Annotated in this window: 22 protein-coding genes and 2 tRNA genes; 17 read left to right on the top strand and 7 right to left on the bottom strand. The window is 64.5% G+C overall.

From position 1 onward, the window contains the following. Positions 1-4: 4 nt before the first annotated feature. Positions 5-1,684: a formate--tetrahydrofolate ligase gene (locus VH499_RS03040; protein WP_332051206.1), complete on the top strand. Its 1,680-nt coding sequence runs from the start codon at positions 5-7 to the stop codon at positions 1,682-1,684. 10 nt (positions 1,685-1,694) lie between these two features. Here VH499_RS03040 and VH499_RS03035 read toward each other — a convergent pair whose 3' ends face one another. Then, positions 1,695-2,102 (bottom strand): DUF2237 domain-containing protein, encoded by a 408-nt coding sequence (locus VH499_RS03035; RefSeq protein ID WP_332051205.1) that lies wholly within the window; start codon positions 2,100-2,102, stop codon positions 1,695-1,697. An 84-nt stretch (positions 2,103-2,186) separates the two neighbouring features. Here VH499_RS03035 and VH499_RS03030 point away from each other — a divergent pair. From VH499_RS03030 to VH499_RS02985, 10 genes are all read left to right on the top strand, one after another. Then, a tRNA-Pro gene (locus tag VH499_RS03030) sits at positions 2,187-2,263 on the top strand. 39 nt (positions 2,264-2,302) lie between these two features. After that, positions 2,303-2,605 carry an ETC complex I subunit gene (locus VH499_RS03025; RefSeq protein ID WP_332051204.1) on the top strand — a complete coding sequence of 101 codons (303 nt, stop codon included), beginning with the start codon at positions 2,303-2,305 and terminating at the stop codon, positions 2,603-2,605. Positions 2,606-2,671: 66 nt separating this feature from the next. Then, positions 2,672-2,748 (top strand) — tRNA-Arg (locus VH499_RS03020). Positions 2,749-2,776: 28 nt separating this feature from the next. After that, positions 2,777-3,823 carry a hypothetical protein gene (locus VH499_RS03015; protein WP_332051203.1) on the top strand — a complete coding sequence of 349 codons (1,047 nt, stop codon included), beginning with the start codon at positions 2,777-2,779 and terminating at the stop codon, positions 3,821-3,823. 269 nt (positions 3,824-4,092) lie between these two features. Next, the gene (locus VH499_RS03010) at positions 4,093-6,183 is read left to right on the top strand and encodes a TonB-dependent siderophore receptor (RefSeq protein WP_332051202.1); all 2,091 of its coding nucleotides are present in this window, start codon (positions 4,093-4,095) and stop codon (positions 6,181-6,183) included. Between the two features lie 13 nt (positions 6,184-6,196). After that, on the top strand, positions 6,197-6,883 hold the full coding sequence (locus tag VH499_RS03005; protein ID WP_332051201.1) for a Fe2+-dependent dioxygenase: 687 nt from the start codon (positions 6,197-6,199) through the stop codon (positions 6,881-6,883). Further along, the gene (locus tag VH499_RS03000) at positions 6,868-7,575 is read left to right on the top strand and encodes a PepSY-associated TM helix domain-containing protein (protein WP_332051200.1); all 708 of its coding nucleotides are present in this window, start codon (positions 6,868-6,870) and stop codon (positions 7,573-7,575) included. Before VH499_RS03005 ends, VH499_RS03000 begins: the two co-directional genes overlap by 16 nt. A 112-nt stretch (positions 7,576-7,687) precedes the next feature. Beyond that, a complete protein-coding gene (locus VH499_RS02995; RefSeq protein WP_332051199.1) occupies positions 7,688-8,347 on the top strand; it encodes an energy transducer TonB in 660 nt (219 codons plus the stop codon). A gap of 13 nt (positions 8,348-8,360) precedes the next feature. Further along, positions 8,361-9,107: a MotA/TolQ/ExbB proton channel family protein gene (locus VH499_RS02990; RefSeq protein ID WP_332051198.1), complete on the top strand. Its 747-nt coding sequence runs from the start codon at positions 8,361-8,363 to the stop codon at positions 9,105-9,107. Between the two features lie 15 nt (positions 9,108-9,122). After that, positions 9,123-9,539 carry a biopolymer transporter ExbD gene (locus VH499_RS02985; protein ID WP_332051197.1) on the top strand — a complete coding sequence of 139 codons (417 nt, stop codon included), beginning with the start codon at positions 9,123-9,125 and terminating at the stop codon, positions 9,537-9,539. Between the two features lie 46 nt (positions 9,540-9,585). Here the strand turns inward: VH499_RS02985 and VH499_RS02980 are convergent, their stop codons facing one another. Further along, positions 9,586-10,212 carry a LysE family translocator gene (locus VH499_RS02980; protein WP_332051196.1) on the bottom strand — a complete coding sequence of 209 codons (627 nt, stop codon included), beginning with the start codon at positions 10,210-10,212 and terminating at the stop codon, positions 9,586-9,588. Positions 10,213-10,429: 217 nt separating this feature from the next. Here VH499_RS02980 and VH499_RS02975 point away from each other — a divergent pair, with 217 nt between their 5' ends. Beyond that, on the top strand, positions 10,430-11,068 hold the full coding sequence (locus VH499_RS02975) for a TetR/AcrR family transcriptional regulator (RefSeq protein WP_332051195.1): 639 nt from the start codon (positions 10,430-10,432) through the stop codon (positions 11,066-11,068). On the opposite strand, the gene VH499_RS02970 is transcribed toward VH499_RS02975, so the two are convergent. After that, positions 11,065-11,616, bottom strand: coding sequence for a GNAT family N-acetyltransferase (locus VH499_RS02970; RefSeq protein WP_332051194.1), 552 nt, complete (start codon positions 11,614-11,616; stop codon positions 11,065-11,067). The genes VH499_RS02975 and VH499_RS02970 overlap by 4 nt on opposite strands. A gap of 24 nt (positions 11,617-11,640) precedes the next feature. Here VH499_RS02970 and VH499_RS02965 point away from each other — a divergent pair, with 24 nt between their 5' ends. From VH499_RS02965 to VH499_RS02955, 3 genes are read left to right on the top strand one after another with little or no spacing between them, the layout of a single operon-like run. Continuing rightward, positions 11,641-12,258, top strand: coding sequence for an HAD-IA family hydrolase (locus VH499_RS02965; RefSeq protein ID WP_332051193.1), 618 nt, complete (start codon positions 11,641-11,643; stop codon positions 12,256-12,258). A 37-nt stretch (positions 12,259-12,295) separates the two neighbouring features. Beyond that, positions 12,296-12,625 (top strand): DHCW motif cupin fold protein, encoded by a 330-nt coding sequence (locus VH499_RS02960; RefSeq protein ID WP_332051192.1) that lies wholly within the window; start codon positions 12,296-12,298, stop codon positions 12,623-12,625. A 1-nt stretch (position 12,626) separates the two neighbouring features. Beyond that, on the top strand, positions 12,627-13,520 hold the full coding sequence (locus VH499_RS02955; protein WP_332051191.1) for an NAD(P)-dependent oxidoreductase: 894 nt from the start codon (positions 12,627-12,629) through the stop codon (positions 13,518-13,520). A 3-nt stretch (positions 13,521-13,523) separates the two neighbouring features. On the opposite strand, the gene VH499_RS02950 is transcribed toward VH499_RS02955, so the two are convergent. Next, entirely contained in the window at positions 13,524-13,889 is a 366-nt protein-coding gene (locus VH499_RS02950; RefSeq protein ID WP_332051190.1) for a hypothetical protein, read from the bottom strand. A gap of 45 nt (positions 13,890-13,934) precedes the next feature. Between VH499_RS02950 and VH499_RS02945 the strand changes: the two genes are divergently transcribed. Further along, entirely contained in the window at positions 13,935-15,461 is a 1,527-nt protein-coding gene (locus VH499_RS02945) for a M81 family metallopeptidase (protein ID WP_332051189.1), read from the top strand. On the opposite strand, the gene VH499_RS02940 is transcribed toward VH499_RS02945, so the two are convergent. From VH499_RS02940 to hisI, 3 genes are read right to left on the bottom strand one after another with little or no spacing between them, the layout of a single operon-like run. Beyond that, on the bottom strand, positions 15,458-16,630 hold the full coding sequence (locus VH499_RS02940; RefSeq protein WP_332051188.1) for an MFS transporter: 1,173 nt from the start codon (positions 16,628-16,630) through the stop codon (positions 15,458-15,460). The two genes, VH499_RS02945 and VH499_RS02940, sit on opposite strands and share 4 nt — an antisense overlap. Before the next feature lie 15 nt (positions 16,631-16,645). After that, positions 16,646-17,140, bottom strand: coding sequence for a hypothetical protein (locus tag VH499_RS02935; protein ID WP_332051187.1), 495 nt, complete (start codon positions 17,138-17,140; stop codon positions 16,646-16,648). A gap of 2 nt (positions 17,141-17,142) precedes the next feature. After that, positions 17,143-17,565, bottom strand: coding sequence for a phosphoribosyl-AMP cyclohydrolase (gene hisI / locus VH499_RS02930; protein WP_332051186.1), 423 nt, complete (start codon positions 17,563-17,565; stop codon positions 17,143-17,145). A 72-nt stretch (positions 17,566-17,637) separates the two neighbouring features. Between hisI and VH499_RS02925 the strand changes: the two genes are divergently transcribed. Then, positions 17,638-18,123 (top strand): Fur family transcriptional regulator, encoded by a 486-nt coding sequence (locus VH499_RS02925; RefSeq protein ID WP_332051185.1) that lies wholly within the window; start codon positions 17,638-17,640, stop codon positions 18,121-18,123. Positions 18,124-18,127 lie beyond the last annotated feature (4 nt).

Genomic DNA, 18,127 nt, shown 5'->3' with positions numbered 1-18,127 from the left:
GTACATGAGGAGCGTAATGTCGGATATCGAGATCGCGCGGCGCGCAATCAAGAAGCCCATTCCGGAGGTCGCCCGGCGACTGGACATCCCCGAGGAAGCGCTCGAGCCGTACGGGCGCGACAAGGCCAAGCTCGATGCCGCATTCCTGAGGTCGCTGGAAGGCCGCAAGCCGGGCAGGCTGATCCTGGTGACGGCCATCAATCCCACCAAGGCAGGTGAAGGCAAGACGACCACGACCATCGGGCTGGGCGACGCGCTGAACCTGCTGGGCAAGAAGACGGCCATCGTCTTGCGCGAACCGAGTCTCGGTCCCTGCTTCGGACAGAAGGGTGGCGCGACGGGGGGCGGTCAGGCGCAAGCCGTGCCGATGGACGACATCAACCTGCATTTCACCGGCGACTTCCACGCAGTCACGACGGCGCACAATCTGCTCGCCGCAATGCTCGACAATCACATCTACTGGGGCAACGATCTCGGCATCGACAGCCGCCGCGTGTTCTGGCCGCGCGTGATCGACATGAACGACCGTGCCCTGCGCACCACCGTGGTCGGCCTCGGTGGCGTGGCCAACGGCTTTCCCCGCCAGACGAGATTCGACATAAGCACCGCATCGGAAGTGATGGCCATCCTCTGCCTTGCACGCGACCTCGTTGATCTCGAGAAACGGCTGGCGCGCATCGTCGTCGCCGAAACGTCGGACGGCAAGGCCGTGACGGCCGGTGACCTGAAGGCCGCCGCGGCGATGGCCGTGCTGCTCAAGGAGGCGATGAAGCCCAATCTCGTCCAAACGCTCGAGAACAATCCGGTGCTGATCCACGGTGGCCCGTTTGCCAACATCGCGCACGGCTGCAATTCCGTGATCGCAACGCGGGCCGCCCTTGCACTTGGCGACTATGTCGTCACCGAAGCGGGATTTGGCGCCGACCTCGGGGCCGAGAAGTTCCTCGACATCAAATGCCGGCAAGCGGGGCTGCAGCCCGGCCTCGCCATCGTCGTCGCCACGGTGCGGGCACTCAAGCTGCATGGAGGCGCCGACGAGAAGACCCTGGACAAGGAGGATGTGGGGGCGGTCGGGAGAGGCCTTCCGAACCTGCTGCGTCACGTGGAGAATCTCGGCAAGTACGGTCTGCCGGTGCTAGTCGCCATCAACCGCTTTCTAAGCGACACACCGGCCGAGCTGACGACGATCGAAGACAAGTGCGCCGCTGCAGGCACCAGCGCCTATCTCTGTGAGCATTGGAGCAAGGGAGGCGAGGGGGCCGTGGCCTTGGCCAAGGCGGTGGTGGAGACCGTCGACAAAGCGCAGGCTCGTTTCAAGCCGATCTACACCGACGATCTTCCGCTTGCCGCGAAAATCGAAACGATCGCCAGGGAGATCTACCGCGCGGGCGAGGTCGTCATCGCCGATCCGGCAAAGCGGCGGCTGGCTGCACTCGAAGCGGCAGGCCACGGCCGACTGCCGGTCTGCATCGCCAAGACGCAGTACAGCTTTTCCGCCAATCCGATGCTGCGCGGCGCGCCGACGGGCCACGTGCTGCCGATTCGCGAAGTGCGCCTGTCGGCGGGGGCGGGCTTCGTGGTGGCGATGGCGGGCGAGATCCTCAGCATGCCAGGCCTGCCCCGCGCACCGGCCGCCCAGCGTATCGGATTTACGGCGAGCGGCGAGATCGACGGTCTGTCCTAGGCAGGTCTTTTCACTGAAGCTTGACGGCGTACTTCTTCAGCTCCTCCAGCGGGACGAGGCGCAAGGTCACCGCATGCGTCGCCTCAAGCACCACCTGGGGAGCGCTGCCGGCGTCGAGCGCCTCCTTCCAACGGGCGGCGCAAAGGCACCAGCGGTCGCCGGGCTTCAGTCCGGCGAAGCCGTATTCCGGCATTGGCGTGCTGAGATCGTTGCCGTGCGCCTTGGAAAAGGTCAGGAATTCCGCTGTCATGACTGCGCAAACCGTGTGCAAGCCCGCATCTTCGCGGCCCGTGTTGCAGCAGCCATCGCGATAGAAGCCGGTCAGCGGCGCCGCGGAGCAGGGCAGCAGCGGCCCGCCCAGGACATTGAGGGAAGGGGCGCGGCCTCGACCGCCGTCCTCGGGTGTCTGATCGAACATGGTTCAATCCTACCACCCGGAAATTGCGCTTTCGACCCGTCACAGCCGCTGATAAAAAGCGCCGCGCCGCCAGTGCGTGTGGCGCGGGGCGTAGCGCAGTCTGGTAGCGCGTCTGCCTTGGGCGCAGAAGGTCGTCGGTTCAAATCCGGCCGCCCCGACCACATGCTGTCGCAATGGGAGCGGCGAGGAGACGAGGATCCATGAAGGTTCGCATCTTGAAGCCGGCCAAGAGTGCCATGCAGTCCGGGCAGGCGAATAGCAAGGAATGGGTGCTGGAGAGCGAGCCGTCGCCGACGCAGATCGATCCATTGATGGGCTGGACCAGCTCGCGCGACACCATGCAGCAGGTCCAGATCTGGTTTCCGACTCTCGAAGAAGCCAAGGCGCACGCGGAGCGCAACGGCTGGCAGTACGCGGTCGAGATGCCGCAGTCCCACGCCGTTCGACCAAAGGCCTATGCCGACAATTTTGCCTACACCAGAGTGGGCCGCTGGACCCATTGACGGGACCGCGCCTGTGCCCGGCCCGTATCGGCGGCTCCATCCATTGTCGTGCTATTGTTTCGCTACGACCCCGTAGCTCAACAGGATAGAGCACCTGCCTTCTAAGCAGGATGTTGCGTGTTCGAGTCACGCCGGGGTCGCCATCTACTGCGAGCCAGAGAACAGAAGACGATGTCGCTGCGCGCCGTGAGGGTCCGCAATCTTCTCCTGCTGATGGCGGTCTTCGCGACCGTCGTCGTCGCAGGATGCTGGGACAGCCGGCGCAACATGCAGCGCGTCCTCGACGAAGGCTATCCGGCCATCGTCGAGATCACGGGCGCGCATTATCAGCGTTTCGCGCCCTTCGCCTTCGACGGTTGGCGGCCGCGCTTCGTCGAACAAGGCCTCTCCGTCGATCTCAAATGGGAGGGCAGGGACGGCAAGCCGCACACCTTCAGGAAGGTCCCCGTCACCGAGGGCTTTGCCCGGACCATCGTATCGGGGGAGCAAGTCAAGCTCGCGATCGTGCCGGCGAAGGTGATGGACGATCCGCACGCCGTCCCGGTGATCAATGCCGACGCGGTGGCGCGCTTCGCTGCCCTCCAGGAGTGGCTTCGCGACGCGACCTTCGTGGCCGTCGCTGCCTGGTTCGGCTTCGGCATTCTCGGCTTCTGGATGGCGCGCGCCCGCGGGGGCGTCGCTGGCGCCGGGAGGGTGGCCGTGGCCGGCCAGGCACCGCTCTCCTTTCCACTACGCCGAGTTCTGTTCGGTTTGGTAGCGCTCCTTCTGGGAGCGGTTCTTACGTTCCGGGCCTGGTCAGTCGAGGACGCGGCATCCGGCTCTGCGGACGGGATCGAGACGACAGCCGAGATCACCTCGGCCTCCACCGTGCCTGCAGAAAAAGGGGGAATGACGCATGTCGTCCAGCTCTCGTGGAAGGATCCTCAAGGTGGGGTCCATCATATGGGGCCGGTACCTGTAAGCGATAGTTTCTGGGCCAAGATCACCCGCAACGGGGAGCTTGTGACGCATCACACGCGCATCCGGTACCACGGGCAGGCCACCGCGGCCCGGCCAGCGCTGGTGGACGACCAGCAGACGCGGCCATGGCAAGTCGAGATCGCGCTGGGCGTTGGTGTTGTCCTGATGGCTGTCGGAGCAGGCTCCTTGCTCTCCGCTGCGAACTATCTCCGGCCAGGCCGCTCTATAAAAAAGGCAAAGCTGACTCCCAAAAAGTGAATGCGAGGCATTCTCATCTGCGCTAAAGAGATGCTAATCATTCGCAGTTGCTGGCCAAAGTTGGCGGCCGGCGCGAGTTGGGGAGATCAGTCTTGAGGCGTCGTATTCCTGCAAGAACAGCACTCGTCGGTCTCCTCGTCGCGCCCGTTGCGCTTTCGCAGGAGGCGGCGGCGCAGCAGGCACCGACCCCGAGTGATTCTCCGCCGCCCGCGCCGAAGGAGACCAAACCCGCCGACACCGGGGCGCCGGTCACAATGCAGACTACGACAGTGACGGGCTCTCGCCCCAGTGACGACTTCGCGCCGCCGGCAACGTCGCTCGGCCGTCTGGGCGGCGACGTCCAGGACATCCCCCAATCGATCACCATCGTGAACAAGGCGCTCATGCAGTCTACGGGCGCCACCTCCTTTGCCGCCGCGGTCAGCAAGGTGCCGGGCGTCACGATCGGCGCGGCCGAAGGCGGCCAGATCGGCAACAATATCACGTTGAACGGCTTTACGGCGCGGACCGATCTCTACATCGACGGCATGCGCGATCCCGCGCAGTACTATCGCGATGTCTTCGATCTCGAGCAGATCGAGGTCCTGATGGGACCGTCTTCGATGCTGTTCGGCCGCGGATCGACCGGCGGCGTCATCAATCAGGTCCTCAAGAAGCCGTCGCTGCGCAAGAGCACGGAAGTCAGCGGCTCCGTCACGACCAACGGCCTCGTGCGCGGCACGGCGGATATCGACCTGCCGACCGGCGAGAGCTCGGCCATTCGCGTGCCGATGATGTTCCAGGCGGGCAAGGTCTCGACGCGCAACCAGACGGAAGTGCTCGATTTCGGGTTCGCGCCTTCCTACAAGTTCGGCATCGGCACGCCGACCGAGGTCACCTTGTATGGGTTGTTGCAGCGCAATCACGACCATGCAGACTATGGCTTGCCGCCGTTGAATGGGTTTCCGGCGAACGTCAACCTCAACAACGCCTACGGTTTCTCGAGCGACTATACCGATCAGAACATTGCGATGGTGGGGGCCACCATCGAGCACAAATTCAACAAGGATATAAAGATTCGCAACCAGACGCAGTTCAACTATGTGAACACCAACGTCGTTGAAACAGCGCCGCAGTCGATTGGCACAGTCAATGCCGCCGGCGTTTTCACGCCCATCACTTCCTATCCAGGACCGGCACAGAACCTGATGGTTCGGCAGCAAAGTCACGATCGCAATATCTTTGATATCACGCTCAACAATCAGACGGAACTTCAGGCAAAGGTCGACACGGGGCCTTTGAGGCACGATCTGCTGGCGGGCATCGACCTTGGCTATGAAAGCTTCTACCAGCAGAACTATTTCAGAAATGGCACCTGCAACGGCACGCCGCTCATCACGAACGGCGCGACCTCGGGTTACGTGAGTTGTACCTCGCTGCTCTACCCGAGCGGGGGCAACACGCCACCCAATGCGCCCGAGCTGCCGAGCAATTTGGCGACCGCCATGGCGAAGTCGTTTGGCATCTACATCAACGATACGTTAACGATCATTCCTCAGCTCAAGCTGGTCGGCGGCGTCCGATACGACATATATAATGCGCAGGTCGGCAACTCGATCAATCTTGCCAACGCGCCCGGCAATACCGCGGTGCCATATACAAATCAGACCAACACTTTCACCAGTGTCCGGACCGGCATCCTGTTCGAGCCGACGCACGAGCAGACCTACTACTTCTCCTATAGTACGTCGTTCAATCCGTCGCTCGAGCAGCTTGTCAACACGACGGGCTCGCAGGTTCTGCCGCCCGAGACGAACGAGGCTTTCGAAGCCGGCGTCAAGTTCGACCTGCTCGGCGATAATCTGTCGCTGACGGGCGCGATTTTCCAGATCACCAAGCAGAATGCGCGAGTCTCGAATGCCGACGGAACCTTTACGGCAAACGGCACGACGCGTGTCAAAGGCGTACGCACCGGAGTAGCCGGGCGCATTACACCCGAATGGCAGGTCTTCGGCGGCTACACTTACCTTGACGGCCGCGTCATCGACGGAGGGGCGCTCACGGGTACCGTGCCACCCAACACGCCGCGCGACGCTGCAGTCCTGTGGACGACGTATACGTTCGCCCACAAGTACGAGATCGGAGGTGGACCTACCTATCTCGGTTCCCGGTACGTGAATACCCAGAACACGACCTCCGTGCCGGCCTTTGTCAGATTCGACGCGACGGCTGCCTACAAGGCGGAAAAATACGATTTGCGCCTGAACGTGTTCAATCTGTTCAACGTCCAGTACTACGACCAGCTCATTCCGTCGGACGGCGGCCGCGCTGTGCCAGGATCGGGTCTGACGGCGATGCTGACGCTCACCTATCACATGTAGGCAGAGGCTCTCGATGCTGGTCTGCATACCCGATGTTCTTGACGCCGCGCAGCTCGTGAGCCTGCGCGAGCGTCTCGACCGCGCCGGAGAGGCCTGGGTCGACGGACGGGTGACCGCCGGCTATCAGGGCGCGCCGGTGAAGTTCAATCGCCAGATCGACGAGCGCTCGGAAGTGGCGCTTGCCTGCCAGCGGATCGTCGTCTCGGCGATCGAGCGCAATCCGGTCTTCATCAGCGCCGTGCTGCCGAATATGGTCTATCCGCCGATGTTCAATCGCTATGGCGAGGGCATGAAATTCGGCGCACATGTCGACGGCAGCGTCCGCATCCATCCCCATGACGGGCGCAAGATCAGAACCGACGTGTCGGCCACGCTGTTTCTCACCAATCCGGCCGACTACGACGGCGGCGAGCTGCAGATCGAGGACACTTACGGCTGCCACAGCGTCAAGCTGCCGGCCGGCGACATGGTGGTCTATACGGCGGCTAGCCTTCACCAAGTTGCGCCGATCACGCGCGGCACGCGCACATCCTGCTTTTTTTGGGTGCAAAGCCTGATCCGCGACGATGCGCAGCGGACGATGCTCTACGAGATGGATGGCGCCATCCAACGCCTCAACCAGACGAACGCGGACGAGATCGCGCGGCGGTCGCTGATCGGCTGCTACCACAATCTCGTTCGCGAATGGAGCGAGACCTGACGACTGACGCCACGATCGCCGGCGCAGCCAGCTTGCGGATCAACCGCCGGCTGGCCTTCGTGCGCTGGGTGCGCCGCACCCACGGCTGGTTGGGCCTGTGGGGCGCGATGCTCGGACTGATCTTCGGCGCAAGCGGTGTGTGGCTCAACCATCGGGCCGTCCTCAAGCTCGAACTCCCGGCGCAGAAGACACTCAATGCTCAACTCGCGCTGCCCGATGCTCGTCCAGAGACCGCGGAGGCGATGGCGAGCTGGCTGCGCGACGCTCTGAAGCTTGACCGGTCCGCCAACAACATGCGGATCGAGCGGGCGCGTCCGGTAGCCTGGGCGGAGAAGCGCACTATGAACGACGGCGGCCAGCGCCCGCTGATGCAGCCCGAGCGCTGGAGCTTCGCCTTCGGCGGCCCCGATCGCGTCATTCAGGTCGAGTATTGGGTGGGCAACCGATCGGTGAGCGTGCGAACCGTCGAGAACGGCTTCTTCGCCACGCTCACCAACCTGCACAAGGGAGTCGGAATGCCAGTTCCCTGGATTCTCCTCGTCGACACGTTGGCCGGGAGCTTGCTCTTTCTGTCGCTTAGCGGCCTCATTCTGTGGTGGGAGACGAACCGTCGCCGTGGTCTTGGCTTTGCCATTTTTGGCGCATCGGTGATGGTCACGCTCGGTCTTGCCCTGTGGCCGTTACAGCCATGACGCCTTGCCCATGATGCCGGCATCAGCTCCGCCATTCGCGTTATCGACGGATCGCGAGATCGGCGCTCCGCATCGGTCGGAGCCGCTGTCGCCTGCTATGCGCGGCGGGTTGTTGGCGTTCGTCATCTTCTTCCACGTGGGCTGCGGCTGGGCGCTGACCCAGATCGATCCGCCCAGGATCGTCGTAGGCGAAGCGCCGCCAATGGAAGTCCGCATGGTTGCGGCCGAGGCTCCCCCGGAACCGCAGATCAACGTTCCTCTGCCGGAGGACACGCCGCCGCCGGAGCCCGAACTCGAGTCGATGGTCCAGCCGCCACCGCCGGATCTTCCGCCGCCCGCGTTCCCGGTCGAGGCGCCGCCCCCGCGGCCACCAAAGCCCAAGCCGCCGGTCGCCAAGCCGCCACCGCCGAAACCGCATCCGCAGCAGGCGGTCCACCCGCCCGCCCAGCCTTCGCCGGCAGCGGAGCCGCCGGCGCAACCGACAGCGCCAAAAACGGTCGGTGCCTCGCAAGTCAGCTTCCTCGTCAGGCCCAATCCGGTCTACCCCGCACACTCGCGCCGCAACAACGAGCAGGGCGTCACGATGGTGCGCGTGCTGATCGACGTCACGGGGCGGCCGAGCCAGGTGTCGTTGCAGACTTCGTCGGGGCATCAAGCTCTCGATGAGTCGGCGTTGAGTGCAGTTCGTGCCGCTCAGTTCCGGCCCTACAGCGAAGGCGGCATTCCGCAGCCGGTCTGGGTCCTCGTGCCGATCAAATTCGTGTTGCAGTAGCAGAGGGATCATTATGGGGGACACACAAGCCTTGGGCTTTGCCCACTTCCTCACGCAGTCCGACCTGGTCATCCGCAGCTTGCTCGTGATCCTGGCAGCGATGTCGGCGATCTCCTGGTATCTGATCGTCATGAAGGGCATCAGCCAGATCATACGGACGAGCCGGAGCAGGAAATTCCTGAGTTTCTTCTGGAGTGCGACTTCGCTCGAGGCCGTCCAGAACGAGCTTACCGTGCACGGCGTGCATGAGCCGTTTGGTCATCTCACCGCGCATTCGCTGCACGCGCAGGTGCACCACGAAAAGTTCGGCGCCGCCAAGCTCGAGGAAGCGGGCAGCCAGCAGGAATTCCTGACCCGCACGATCAAGAAGGTGCTCGACGAGGAGACGACGGCGCTCGAGAACGGGCTCACCGTACTGGCCACGATCGGTGCGACGGCGCCATTCGTGGGGCTGTTCGGGACCGTGTGGGGCGTCTACCACGCGCTGGTCGCGATCGGCATGAGCGGGTCGGGCATGCTCGACAAGGTGGCCGGGCCGGTGGGCGAGGCCCTGATCATGACCGGTATCGGCCTTGCCGTCGCGTTGCCGGCGGTCATGGGTTACAACTGGCTCACCCGTTCCAATCGCGTGCTGACCGCAAAGCTCGATGCTTTTGCCTTCGAGCTGATGACCTTCCTGTCGATGGGCCGCACGCTGCAGACCTCGGCACAGAGCCGCGCGCCAAAGCCCGGCGGCGTGTCGCTGTCCGCGGTCAAGTAAGCGAGGAGAAGGGTCATGGCTTTCGGCAGCTTCGATCGGAAGTCTTCCTCGCAGCCCATGGCGGAGATCAACATGGTGCCGTTGATCGACGTCGCGCTCGTGCTGCTCGTGATCTTCATCGTCACGGCGCCGCTTCTCACCAACGCCGTCAAGCTCGACCTGCCCAAGGCGACGTCCAATGCCGACATCCAGAAGCCGGACAAGGTCGAGTTCGCGATCGACGGAACGGGAGCGCTGTTCTGGAACGGGCAGCGGCTGACACGCGAGGAAGCGGCGCAGCGCTTCGGCGAGGAAGGCAAGAAGCGCCCCCAGCCCGAGATCTATCTGCGCGCCGACCAGGGCGTGCCGTATCGCTACGTCGCCGAGATGCTTGCCGACGCCTCGAAGGCTGGTCTGAGCAAGGTCGCGTTCGTCAGCGAGCCGGTGAAATAGTCCGGCTCGGCGGCGTCGGATATCAGTCCCATACGTCGAGGGCGTCTCAACTCTGCGCGCCGGCCAGGGTGACGGTCGCGACGCCGGCGCCGATCAACAATGTCCCGCCGGTCTTGTTTATGGCGCTGATCGCATGCGGATTGGCCACGAAGCTGCGCGCCTTGCCGGCGACCACGGCGTAGGAAAAGGCGTTGACGAAGGCGAGGGTCAGGAAGGTCGCTTCGAAGACCAGCATTTGGGACAGGAAATCGACCTTGGGATCGAGAAAGGCGGGCAGGAAGGCAACGAAAAAGGTGATGCTCTTGGGGTTGAGCGCGGTGACCAGCCAGGCGTGGCCGAGCATGCGCGCCGCCGATGCCGTGCCGGAACTCGGCGTCGTCTCGAGGACGCCCCCGGCACGCCAGAGCTTGATCCCGAGCCAGACCAGATAGGCGGCGCCGGCCCACTTCAGAACGGTGAACAGTGTGGCGGATGCCGCGAGCAGTGCGCCGAGGCCCAGCATGGACAAAGTCATGGCCGTGAAGTCACCGAAGGCAACGCCGAAGGCCATCGGCACTGCCATACGCCACCCTTGTCCGAGCGCATAGGACACGACCAGCAGCACGGTCGGGCCGGGGATCAATAGCAGTACCGACGATGCCGCCGCGAAAGCAAGCCAAGTCTCGAACGCCATCCTGTTCCTCCTCTGCCACGCGGCCCATCAAGCCACAGCAGGAGGCGGCGGGTCAGCCGCAATTCGTCACCCTGGCGATCCTGGACATCATGCGGGTGGGTCAGAGCCCGGAAAGCCGACGGCAGCGCAAACCTAATCTTGATATTGTCTAGATATAAACCTGATCATCTAGCCGGCGACAAATTGAGTTTCCGAATCTTGACAGGCGGTCAAGCGCATGGCCGATGGCCGTATGGCACGGGCCGAGTCATCCAAGCCCTATCACCACGGCGAATTGCGTGAAGCGCTCGTCACGGCGGGCCGCAAGCTTCTGGAGGAAAGAGGCATCCGCGGCTTCACCCTGCGGGAATGCGCGCGACGGGCGTCGGTTTCCCATGCGGCTCCCGCCCACCACTTCGCGTCGATCGATGACCTCCTGGCGGAAATCGCGACGCGTGGCTACCAGGAACTCATTGCCGCCATGGAAGCCGAGGCGGGGCGCGCGGTGGACGCGCCGGCGGCGCGGCTGGTTGCACAGGGCGTGGGGTACATGGCCTTTGCCGCAGCCCGCCCCGTGCTGTTCCAGCTCATGTTCAGCCGCGAGGCCAATCGCTTCGAGACGCCCGCTCTCGCGGAAGCGGCCAGGAGCGCCCATCACCTCCACATAGCCGCGGTCGAAGCCGTCATTCCCAGGGCGCCGGCCGAGGTGAAGCAACGCATGGTCGATTTCGCATGGGCCTCGATCCATGGCTTCATCACCCTGGTGCTGGAAGGCCAGATCGGCGAGGACGACTCGCCGCGCGCACTGAAGGCGCGGGGCCTCGCCATGCTTGCCACCATGGTCGAGGCGGTGGTGCGGGCCGGCGGCGATCCCTAGTCGAGCGCAACGCGAAAGCGCAGCTCTTCCTTTCCATATGCCGGCGCCTCGAAGCGCTCCACGAGCACGCCGCCATTGGCCCGGATCACCTTCTGCGACGCTTCGTTGTCCGGATCGGCGGTGAGTTCGACATAAGGCAAGCCTTCGCGCCGCGCCTCCTCGAGCATCAGGGCGAGGGCCTGCGTGGCGTAGCCTCGGCCGCGCTTCCAGGGCACGACCGCATAGCCGATATGGCCGAGCACATGCGACGGCAAGAGAGCCGTGCCGGGCTGCCAGCGAAGGCCGATCGAGCCGCAGAACGTGCCGTCCCATATCCAACGTCGGAAACCGGGAAGACGCGCGGCCTTCGAGCCATCCGGCAAGGTGATTGGACCGCCCTTCGCCTCGCGGTCGTCGAGCGAAGCGACGAAGGCCACCGGGTCCGCGGCGATCTTCGCCAGCTCCTCACGCGCCGTCATCTCCAGCCTGATGTTGTCCGGCGACCAGCCGCGCCGCAGGGCATCGGCGTAGGCGTCGAGATAGGCAAGGTCGGGTACGACCAACTCCATCCCGATGCTGTAGCATGGCATGCCATGAGTGCCAGCCCCGTTCTCGTTCTCGACATCGACGGCGTCGTTTCGCTCGCACATCCCGGCTCGCCCGCGCCCTGGTATGCCACCCTGCAAGCCGACTGGGGCTTCGACCATGAACAGATGGCGCGCGAGTTCTTCAGGGCCGAGTTCCTCGATGTGCTGCGCGGCCGCCTCGATCTCTATGTCGCTCTGCACAACTACTTCGAGCCCATGGGGCTGGCCGGCCGGCTCGAAGAGTTCGTCGACTATTGGTTCGAGAAAGATGTCGCGATCGACCGCGAGGTGCTGGCGCTGGCCGACGGGTGGCGAAAGCGTACCGGCGGACGCTGCTTCGCCGCGACGAACCAGGAACACCATCGTATCGCCTACTTGCGCGACACTGTGGGGCTCGGCCGGCACTTCGACGAGATCGTCTATTCGGCCGCGCTCGGCGTCTGCAAGCCCGACCGCGTGTTCTTCACCAGTGCCCAGACACGCATGGGCGTGACCGCGGCGCAGTCGATCCTGTTCGTGGACGATGCGCCGGTGAATGTCGACGGGGCGCGCATGTGCGGCTGGCGCGCGATGCTCTATCGCGGACCGGAAAGCCTGGCGAAGGCGCTGGCCCGGTGGGGATGAATTTCATGCTACATGCATACCGAAGAGGGATCGATCCATGTTGATGTTCGACATACCCTTCGGCATGACCGACTGGAGTGACGTGGAACGGACGGAGCACCCCGGGGAAACCGGCAAGGCTTACTGGCGCACCTGCAATTTCAACAATATCCGCGTCCGCATGGTCGAGTACACACCGGGCTACCTCGCCGACCACTGGTGCCAGAAGGGACATGTGCTGCTGGTACTGGAGGGCGAACTGCAAACCGAGCTAGCCGACGGCCGGACGATCGTGCTGAGGCCCGGCCAAAGCTACCAGGTTGCCGATGGCAACCTCGCCCATCGCTCGCGCACCGATGTCGGTGCCAAGCTTTTCATCGTGGACTGACATGACCGACAGCATCGGATTCATCGGCGTCGGCACCATGGGTGAACCGATGTGCCGCAATCTCGTCCGCAAGAGCGGGCTGCCCGTACTCGCCGCCGATCGCAACCGGGCGCCGCTCGAACGTCTGTCCGTCGACGGGGTCAAAGCCGCGTCGATCAAGGAAATCGTTTCCGAGTGCCGGACGATCCTCCTCTCGCTGCCTGGTGGCAAGGAAGTCGAGCAGGTCTGTCTCGGCGATGGAGGGCTGATCGCGACGGTTCAGCTGGGATCGACCGTGATCGATCTCAGCACAGCGCCGATCTCGCTTGCCCGGCGGCTCTATGCCGAGTTCGAGGGCAGGTCGTGTGCCTTTGCCGATGCTCCGGTCGCGCGCACCCGCCAGGCGGCGATTGACGGCACGTTGTCGATCATGGTGGGTGGGACGGCTGATACCTTCGGGCGGATCGAGCCGCTGCTGCGCCATATGGCCAGCGAGGTCACGCACTGCGGTGATGCCGGGGCAGGCCAGGCCGTGAAGATACTGAACAACATGATCCTTTTCCAGACCGGGGTTGCGCTGGCCGAGGCGCTGAGCATCGCGCGCGCCTACGGCGTCGACGGCAAGGTTCTGTTCGAGACGCTGACGAAAGGGTCCGCCGACTCCTTCGCGCTGCGCAATCACGGCATGAAGGCGATGTTGCCGGGCGCCTTCCCCGAGCGCGCCTTCTCGACGGTCTATGCGCTGAAGGATCTCGGCTATGCGATCGAGATGGCGGAGGAACGCGGCGTGCCGGCGCTCGGCGCCGACGTTGCCCGAGAGTTGATGGAACGCGCGCGCGAGCTCGGTCACGACAAGGAGTATTGGCCGGTCCTGATCAGGGCGATCGAGGATGCGACCCGGCAGAAGAAGAGCTGATGCTCATTTGTCCGTCGCAGCGGCCGGTGCAGCCGGCGCTTGTGCCGGCGGCTTCGTTTGCGGCGGCTGGATCGTGACGAGTTGGTAGCCCTTGTTGCGCATGCAGAAGTCGGTCAGCCGGCCTTCGGTGTAGAAGCGATCGCTGTCGTAGAATGACCAATGGCGAAAGCGCCCGAACGGCGGGCCGAATCCGAATCCGAATCCGTAAAAGGGAGAGGTGGCGAAGGTCTCCTGTTGCGCCGCCTGGCGGCAGGTGAGGAGGTCGCTGTTCGCAGCCTTTTCATCGGCGCCGGCCTTCTCCCAGCGCGTCTCGGGAATGGAACATGCCGAGAGGACGAAGAGCAGCAGCAGAGACAGGATTCCGCGCATATCGATGATATGGTCGGCTTCCGGCCGATATGAAAGGGGAGTTCTATGGCGCGTGTCGCCGTCGGGGGCTTTCAGCACGAGACCAATACCTTTGCGCCGCAGCAGGCGACCTGGAGCGACTTCGTGCGGGCCGATGCCTGGCCGCCGCTGCTGCAGGGGGCGGAGCTTATCGCCGGTGTGGAAGGCTTCAACATCCCTATCGCCGGCGCCGTCAAACGCCTGGCCGAGCTCGGCCACGAGGTCGTGCCGCTCGCCTGGGCCGCGGCGCCGCCGGCCTCCTATGTGACCGAGGATGCCTATGAACGCATGTGGACGCTGTTCGATGCCGCTCTCCGCAGCCTCGGTCCGCTCGACGCGATCTATCTCGACCTGCACGGAGCTATGGTGGCCGAGCATGCCGAGGACGGCGAGGGTGAATGGCTGCGGCGCATCAGAGGGATCGTGGGCAGTAAGCTGCCGATCGTGGCAAGCCTCGACTACCACGCCAATCTGACGCCCGACATGGCGCGGTTGGCAACCGCGCTGGTCGGATATCGCACGTACCCGCATATCGACATGGCAACGACGGGCGGGCGTGCTGCCGAGCTCGTCGACCGGCTCCTCAGGGACAAGCGGCCGATCTATCGCGCCTATCGCCAGCTCGATTTCCTGATTCCGCTGGTCTGGCAATGCACCTCCATCGAGCCAGCGAAGGGCATCTTCGATCTCGTACGAGAACTCGAGGGTGGCGAGCGGACCCACAACCAGGGGATCGTGAGCGTGACGCACACGCCGGGTTTTCCGCCGGCAGATATCGCGCAATGCGGTCCGGCGATGGTCGTCTACGGCCACGACAAGGAGGCCGTCGAGGCCGCTGCCGATCGGCTGGCCCAGGCCGTCAACGCCCAGGAGAAAGCGTTTGCCGGCGAGCTGCTCGATCCGGATACGGCGGCGTCGCGCGCCATCGAGCTTTCGAAGGCCGCGACGAAGCCGATCGTGCTCGCCGACGTCCAGGACAATCCGGGTGCCGGTGGCACTTCGGATACGGTCGGCCTGTTGGCGGCGCTGGTCCGCCACAAGGCGAAGGGCGCCGTGATCGGCATGATCGTCGATGAGTTGGCGGCCCAGGCCGCAGCCGAGGCCGGCGAAGGCCAGATCATGCGGCGCGGTATCGGCGCCGCCGTAGGTTATGCCGGCGAAAAGCCTGTCGAGGCCGACTGGCGCGTGGTCAAGCTGGGCGACGGCAGATTCACCGGTACAGGCCCGTTCTATGGTGGCGCGAAATTTCAGATCGGGCCGATGGCGCTGGTGACCGACGAGGCGAGCGGGGTGTCGGCGGTCTTGGCTTGCAAGCGCGTCCAGGCGGCGGACCAGGAAATGTTCCGCCATGTCGGTGTCGAGCCCTCGAAGGTGCCCATCCTGGCGCTGAAATCGACGGTCCATTTCCGAGCCGATTTCCAGCCGATCGCCGAGACGATCCTGGTCGTGCAATCTCCGGGCGCGCACATTACCGATCCTGTCGAGATGCCCTACAAGCATCTGCGCACGGGCGTCAGATTGCGGCCCATGGGCCCGGTCTGGAAGGGCGCTTAGCCGGCGCGGAAGGCAGGACGCAGTGCCGCGACCAATGGGACTGTGACCAGGGCCAGGCCGCCGACGCATGCGAGCGCCGGGCTCAGGCCGATCGCATCGCCCAGCACGCCGAACAGGAACGGGCTGCTGGCACCGGCAACCGATCCGCCGGTGTAGAAAACCGCGAAAGCGTGGGTGCGGCGCTCGACGGTGACGAATTCAGGAATCGTGCCATAGAGCACCGACGACGTGCCGTTCAGCATCAGTCCGAGCAGCGGCAACAGCGCCAGGGAGGTCGTGAGCGACAGCGGCAGGATCGCAAGGATCAGCACGGTGGTGGCGACTTCGGTCACTACGACCGACGTCACCACGCCGAAGCGTGCGCCGATCCAGCCCATCACCAGCTTGCCGGCGGCGCCCCCCGCGAACATCAGCGACAAGCCGAGCCCGATGGTCGGCAGATCGGCACCCTTTCCACGCAGCAGAAAGGGCAGGAAGATCATGAAGCCGCTGCGCACTGCGCTGTCGGCTATGTGGATGAAGAACAGCAACCAGAAGGCCCAGGGGCGGTCTTGGCCCGCCACGGACCTGGCCTCGGTACTTGCTCCGGAACCGCCGCGCGACGGCAGCGTCGCCAGGATGACGCCGGCGCCAGTCACGGCAATCGCGGCCGTCACCAGCATCGCATCGCGCCAGCCGAAGGAAGCCGCGAGCAGGGCGAACAGGGACGGCAGCGCGACCTTCCCGACGTCGCCCGTAAAGTTGTAGGTGCCGAGAGCGCCGCGCGAGCGCAGGCCGGGAAAGGCGGCCGAGACCAGCGTCGAGGCGATGGGGTGCTGGGTGCTTCCGCCCAGGCCGGCGAGCAGCAGGCCGGCGACGATGCCGTAGAGCGATCCGGTGATGCCTGCGAGCCCGTAGCCCGCGGCGACCAAGGCCGTGCCGAAAGCCAGGACGTTCACGCCGCCGAGCCGACCGGCGAGCCAGCCTGATGGAATTTGGCCGCTCGCCATGGCGCCGGAATAGACCGCCTTCAGCGCGCCGACCGCGGCGTAGCTCAGGCCGAATTGCGCCTGCAGCAGAGGATAGAGCACGTTCAGAAGATCGGTGAAGCCGTCATGCAGGGCATGAGCACCGCCGCACACGGTGAGGGTCTTGCGAGGGGATAAGGAAGTCTCGGCGGCAACCGTCATCTCGTCGGGACAATACTACCGTCCCGGCATCTCCGCGAACCAAAAGGCGCGCTGCTGACGGAAGTCCGCTTCGGCGAATGCGGTGTCCAGGATCAGCGTCGGCTTGCCATTGCGCGGATAGCGCACCGAGCTCTGGCGAACGAAGGCGGTATCGCAGTGGTGGAAAGTGAGTACATCACCCTGGCGGCGATGCATCACGAACTCGTGGATCTTGCGGACATTGACCAGGCTGATGACGTAACGGCCGTCGCGGCCGTCCTTTGCCATCTGCATCACGGGAATGTCTCGCCCGCCGTTGGAGAGGCCCATGACCGCGAAGGCCTCCGGGGCCATCATGACGTCATGTCCGTCGTTGTGCAGCCATCGCACCATGCGGTCGCCGCGTTCGGTGAGGGTGAATGGCTTGTAGGAGCCAAACGGATTGTTCCAACTGGTCTTCGAACAGGCGCCGAGCGGCAGGGCCAGCACGACACCAAGCAACCTGCGTCGCGGAAAATTGCGCTTGGTCAAACTTACTCCTTTCCAACGGCCGTCATGTCGGCTTCCACCGCGGCAATGGTTTCCAGCTCGCCATTGCGGATCGCGCGGAAGAAGCAGTTGTGACGTCCTGTGTGACAGGCAACGCCCGTCTGCTCGACTTCGACCAGCAATGTGTCGCCGTCGCAATCGACCCGCAGATCGACCAGCTCCTGGATGTGGCCGGACGTATCGCCTTTGCGCCACGGCGCCTGGCGCGACCGCGACCAGTAGCAGACGCGGCCGGTGCGCATGGTCTCCGCGACCGCATCGCGGTCCATCCAGGCCATCATCAGCACCTCGCCCGTGCCGCGCTGCTGGGCGATGGCCGCAACGAGGCCCTGGTCGTTGAACTGGATCGCCGCGATCATCTTGTCGATCGCAGCTTGCGGATAGATCGTGGGTGCGGCGCTGGACATGGGCGTGCCTTGGCCTCGAAGAGGAACGGGGCGTATAATCGCGGCCTTCTCGCTTGGCAAATCGGGATCGCGTTGAAAAGGCCGGCCAAAGCCCCCTCTCAGAGCCACGACCACCGCCACTGCATCGAGGATGCCATCGCCGCGGCGGAGAAGTTGTGCGCCGTCAAGGGCCTGCGGTTCACACCTTTGCGCCGCCGCGTTCTCGAACTCGTATGGTCGAGCCACAGACCGGTCGGCGCCTACGCGCTGCTCGACGAACTGCGCAACGAGGAACGGGGATCGGCGCCGCCCACGGTCTATCGCGCCCTCGACTTCCTGATCGAGAACGGGCTGATCCATCGCATCGAGCGCATGAATGCCTTCATCGGCTGCAGCCATCCCGGCGAGAGCCACCGCGGTTTCTTCCTGATCTGCGGCGAATGCGGCAACGCCGAGGAGCTGCAAAGCGATGGCGTTGCCGACACGATCGCCGCGAGCGCCAGCCGCCGCGGCTTCGTTGCCCGCGATATGACGCTCGAGGTCACGGGCACGTGCGCCGGCTGCCGGAGATCGGCCTGACAGA

Origin of the sequence: Reyranella sp. (assembly GCF_036558665.1) — a bacterium.
Classification (GTDB): Bacteria; Pseudomonadota; Alphaproteobacteria; order Reyranellales; family Reyranellaceae; genus Reyranella.
Note: the sequence above shows the minus strand (reverse complement) of the source record. Positions and strands in the feature narration are given on the sequence as shown.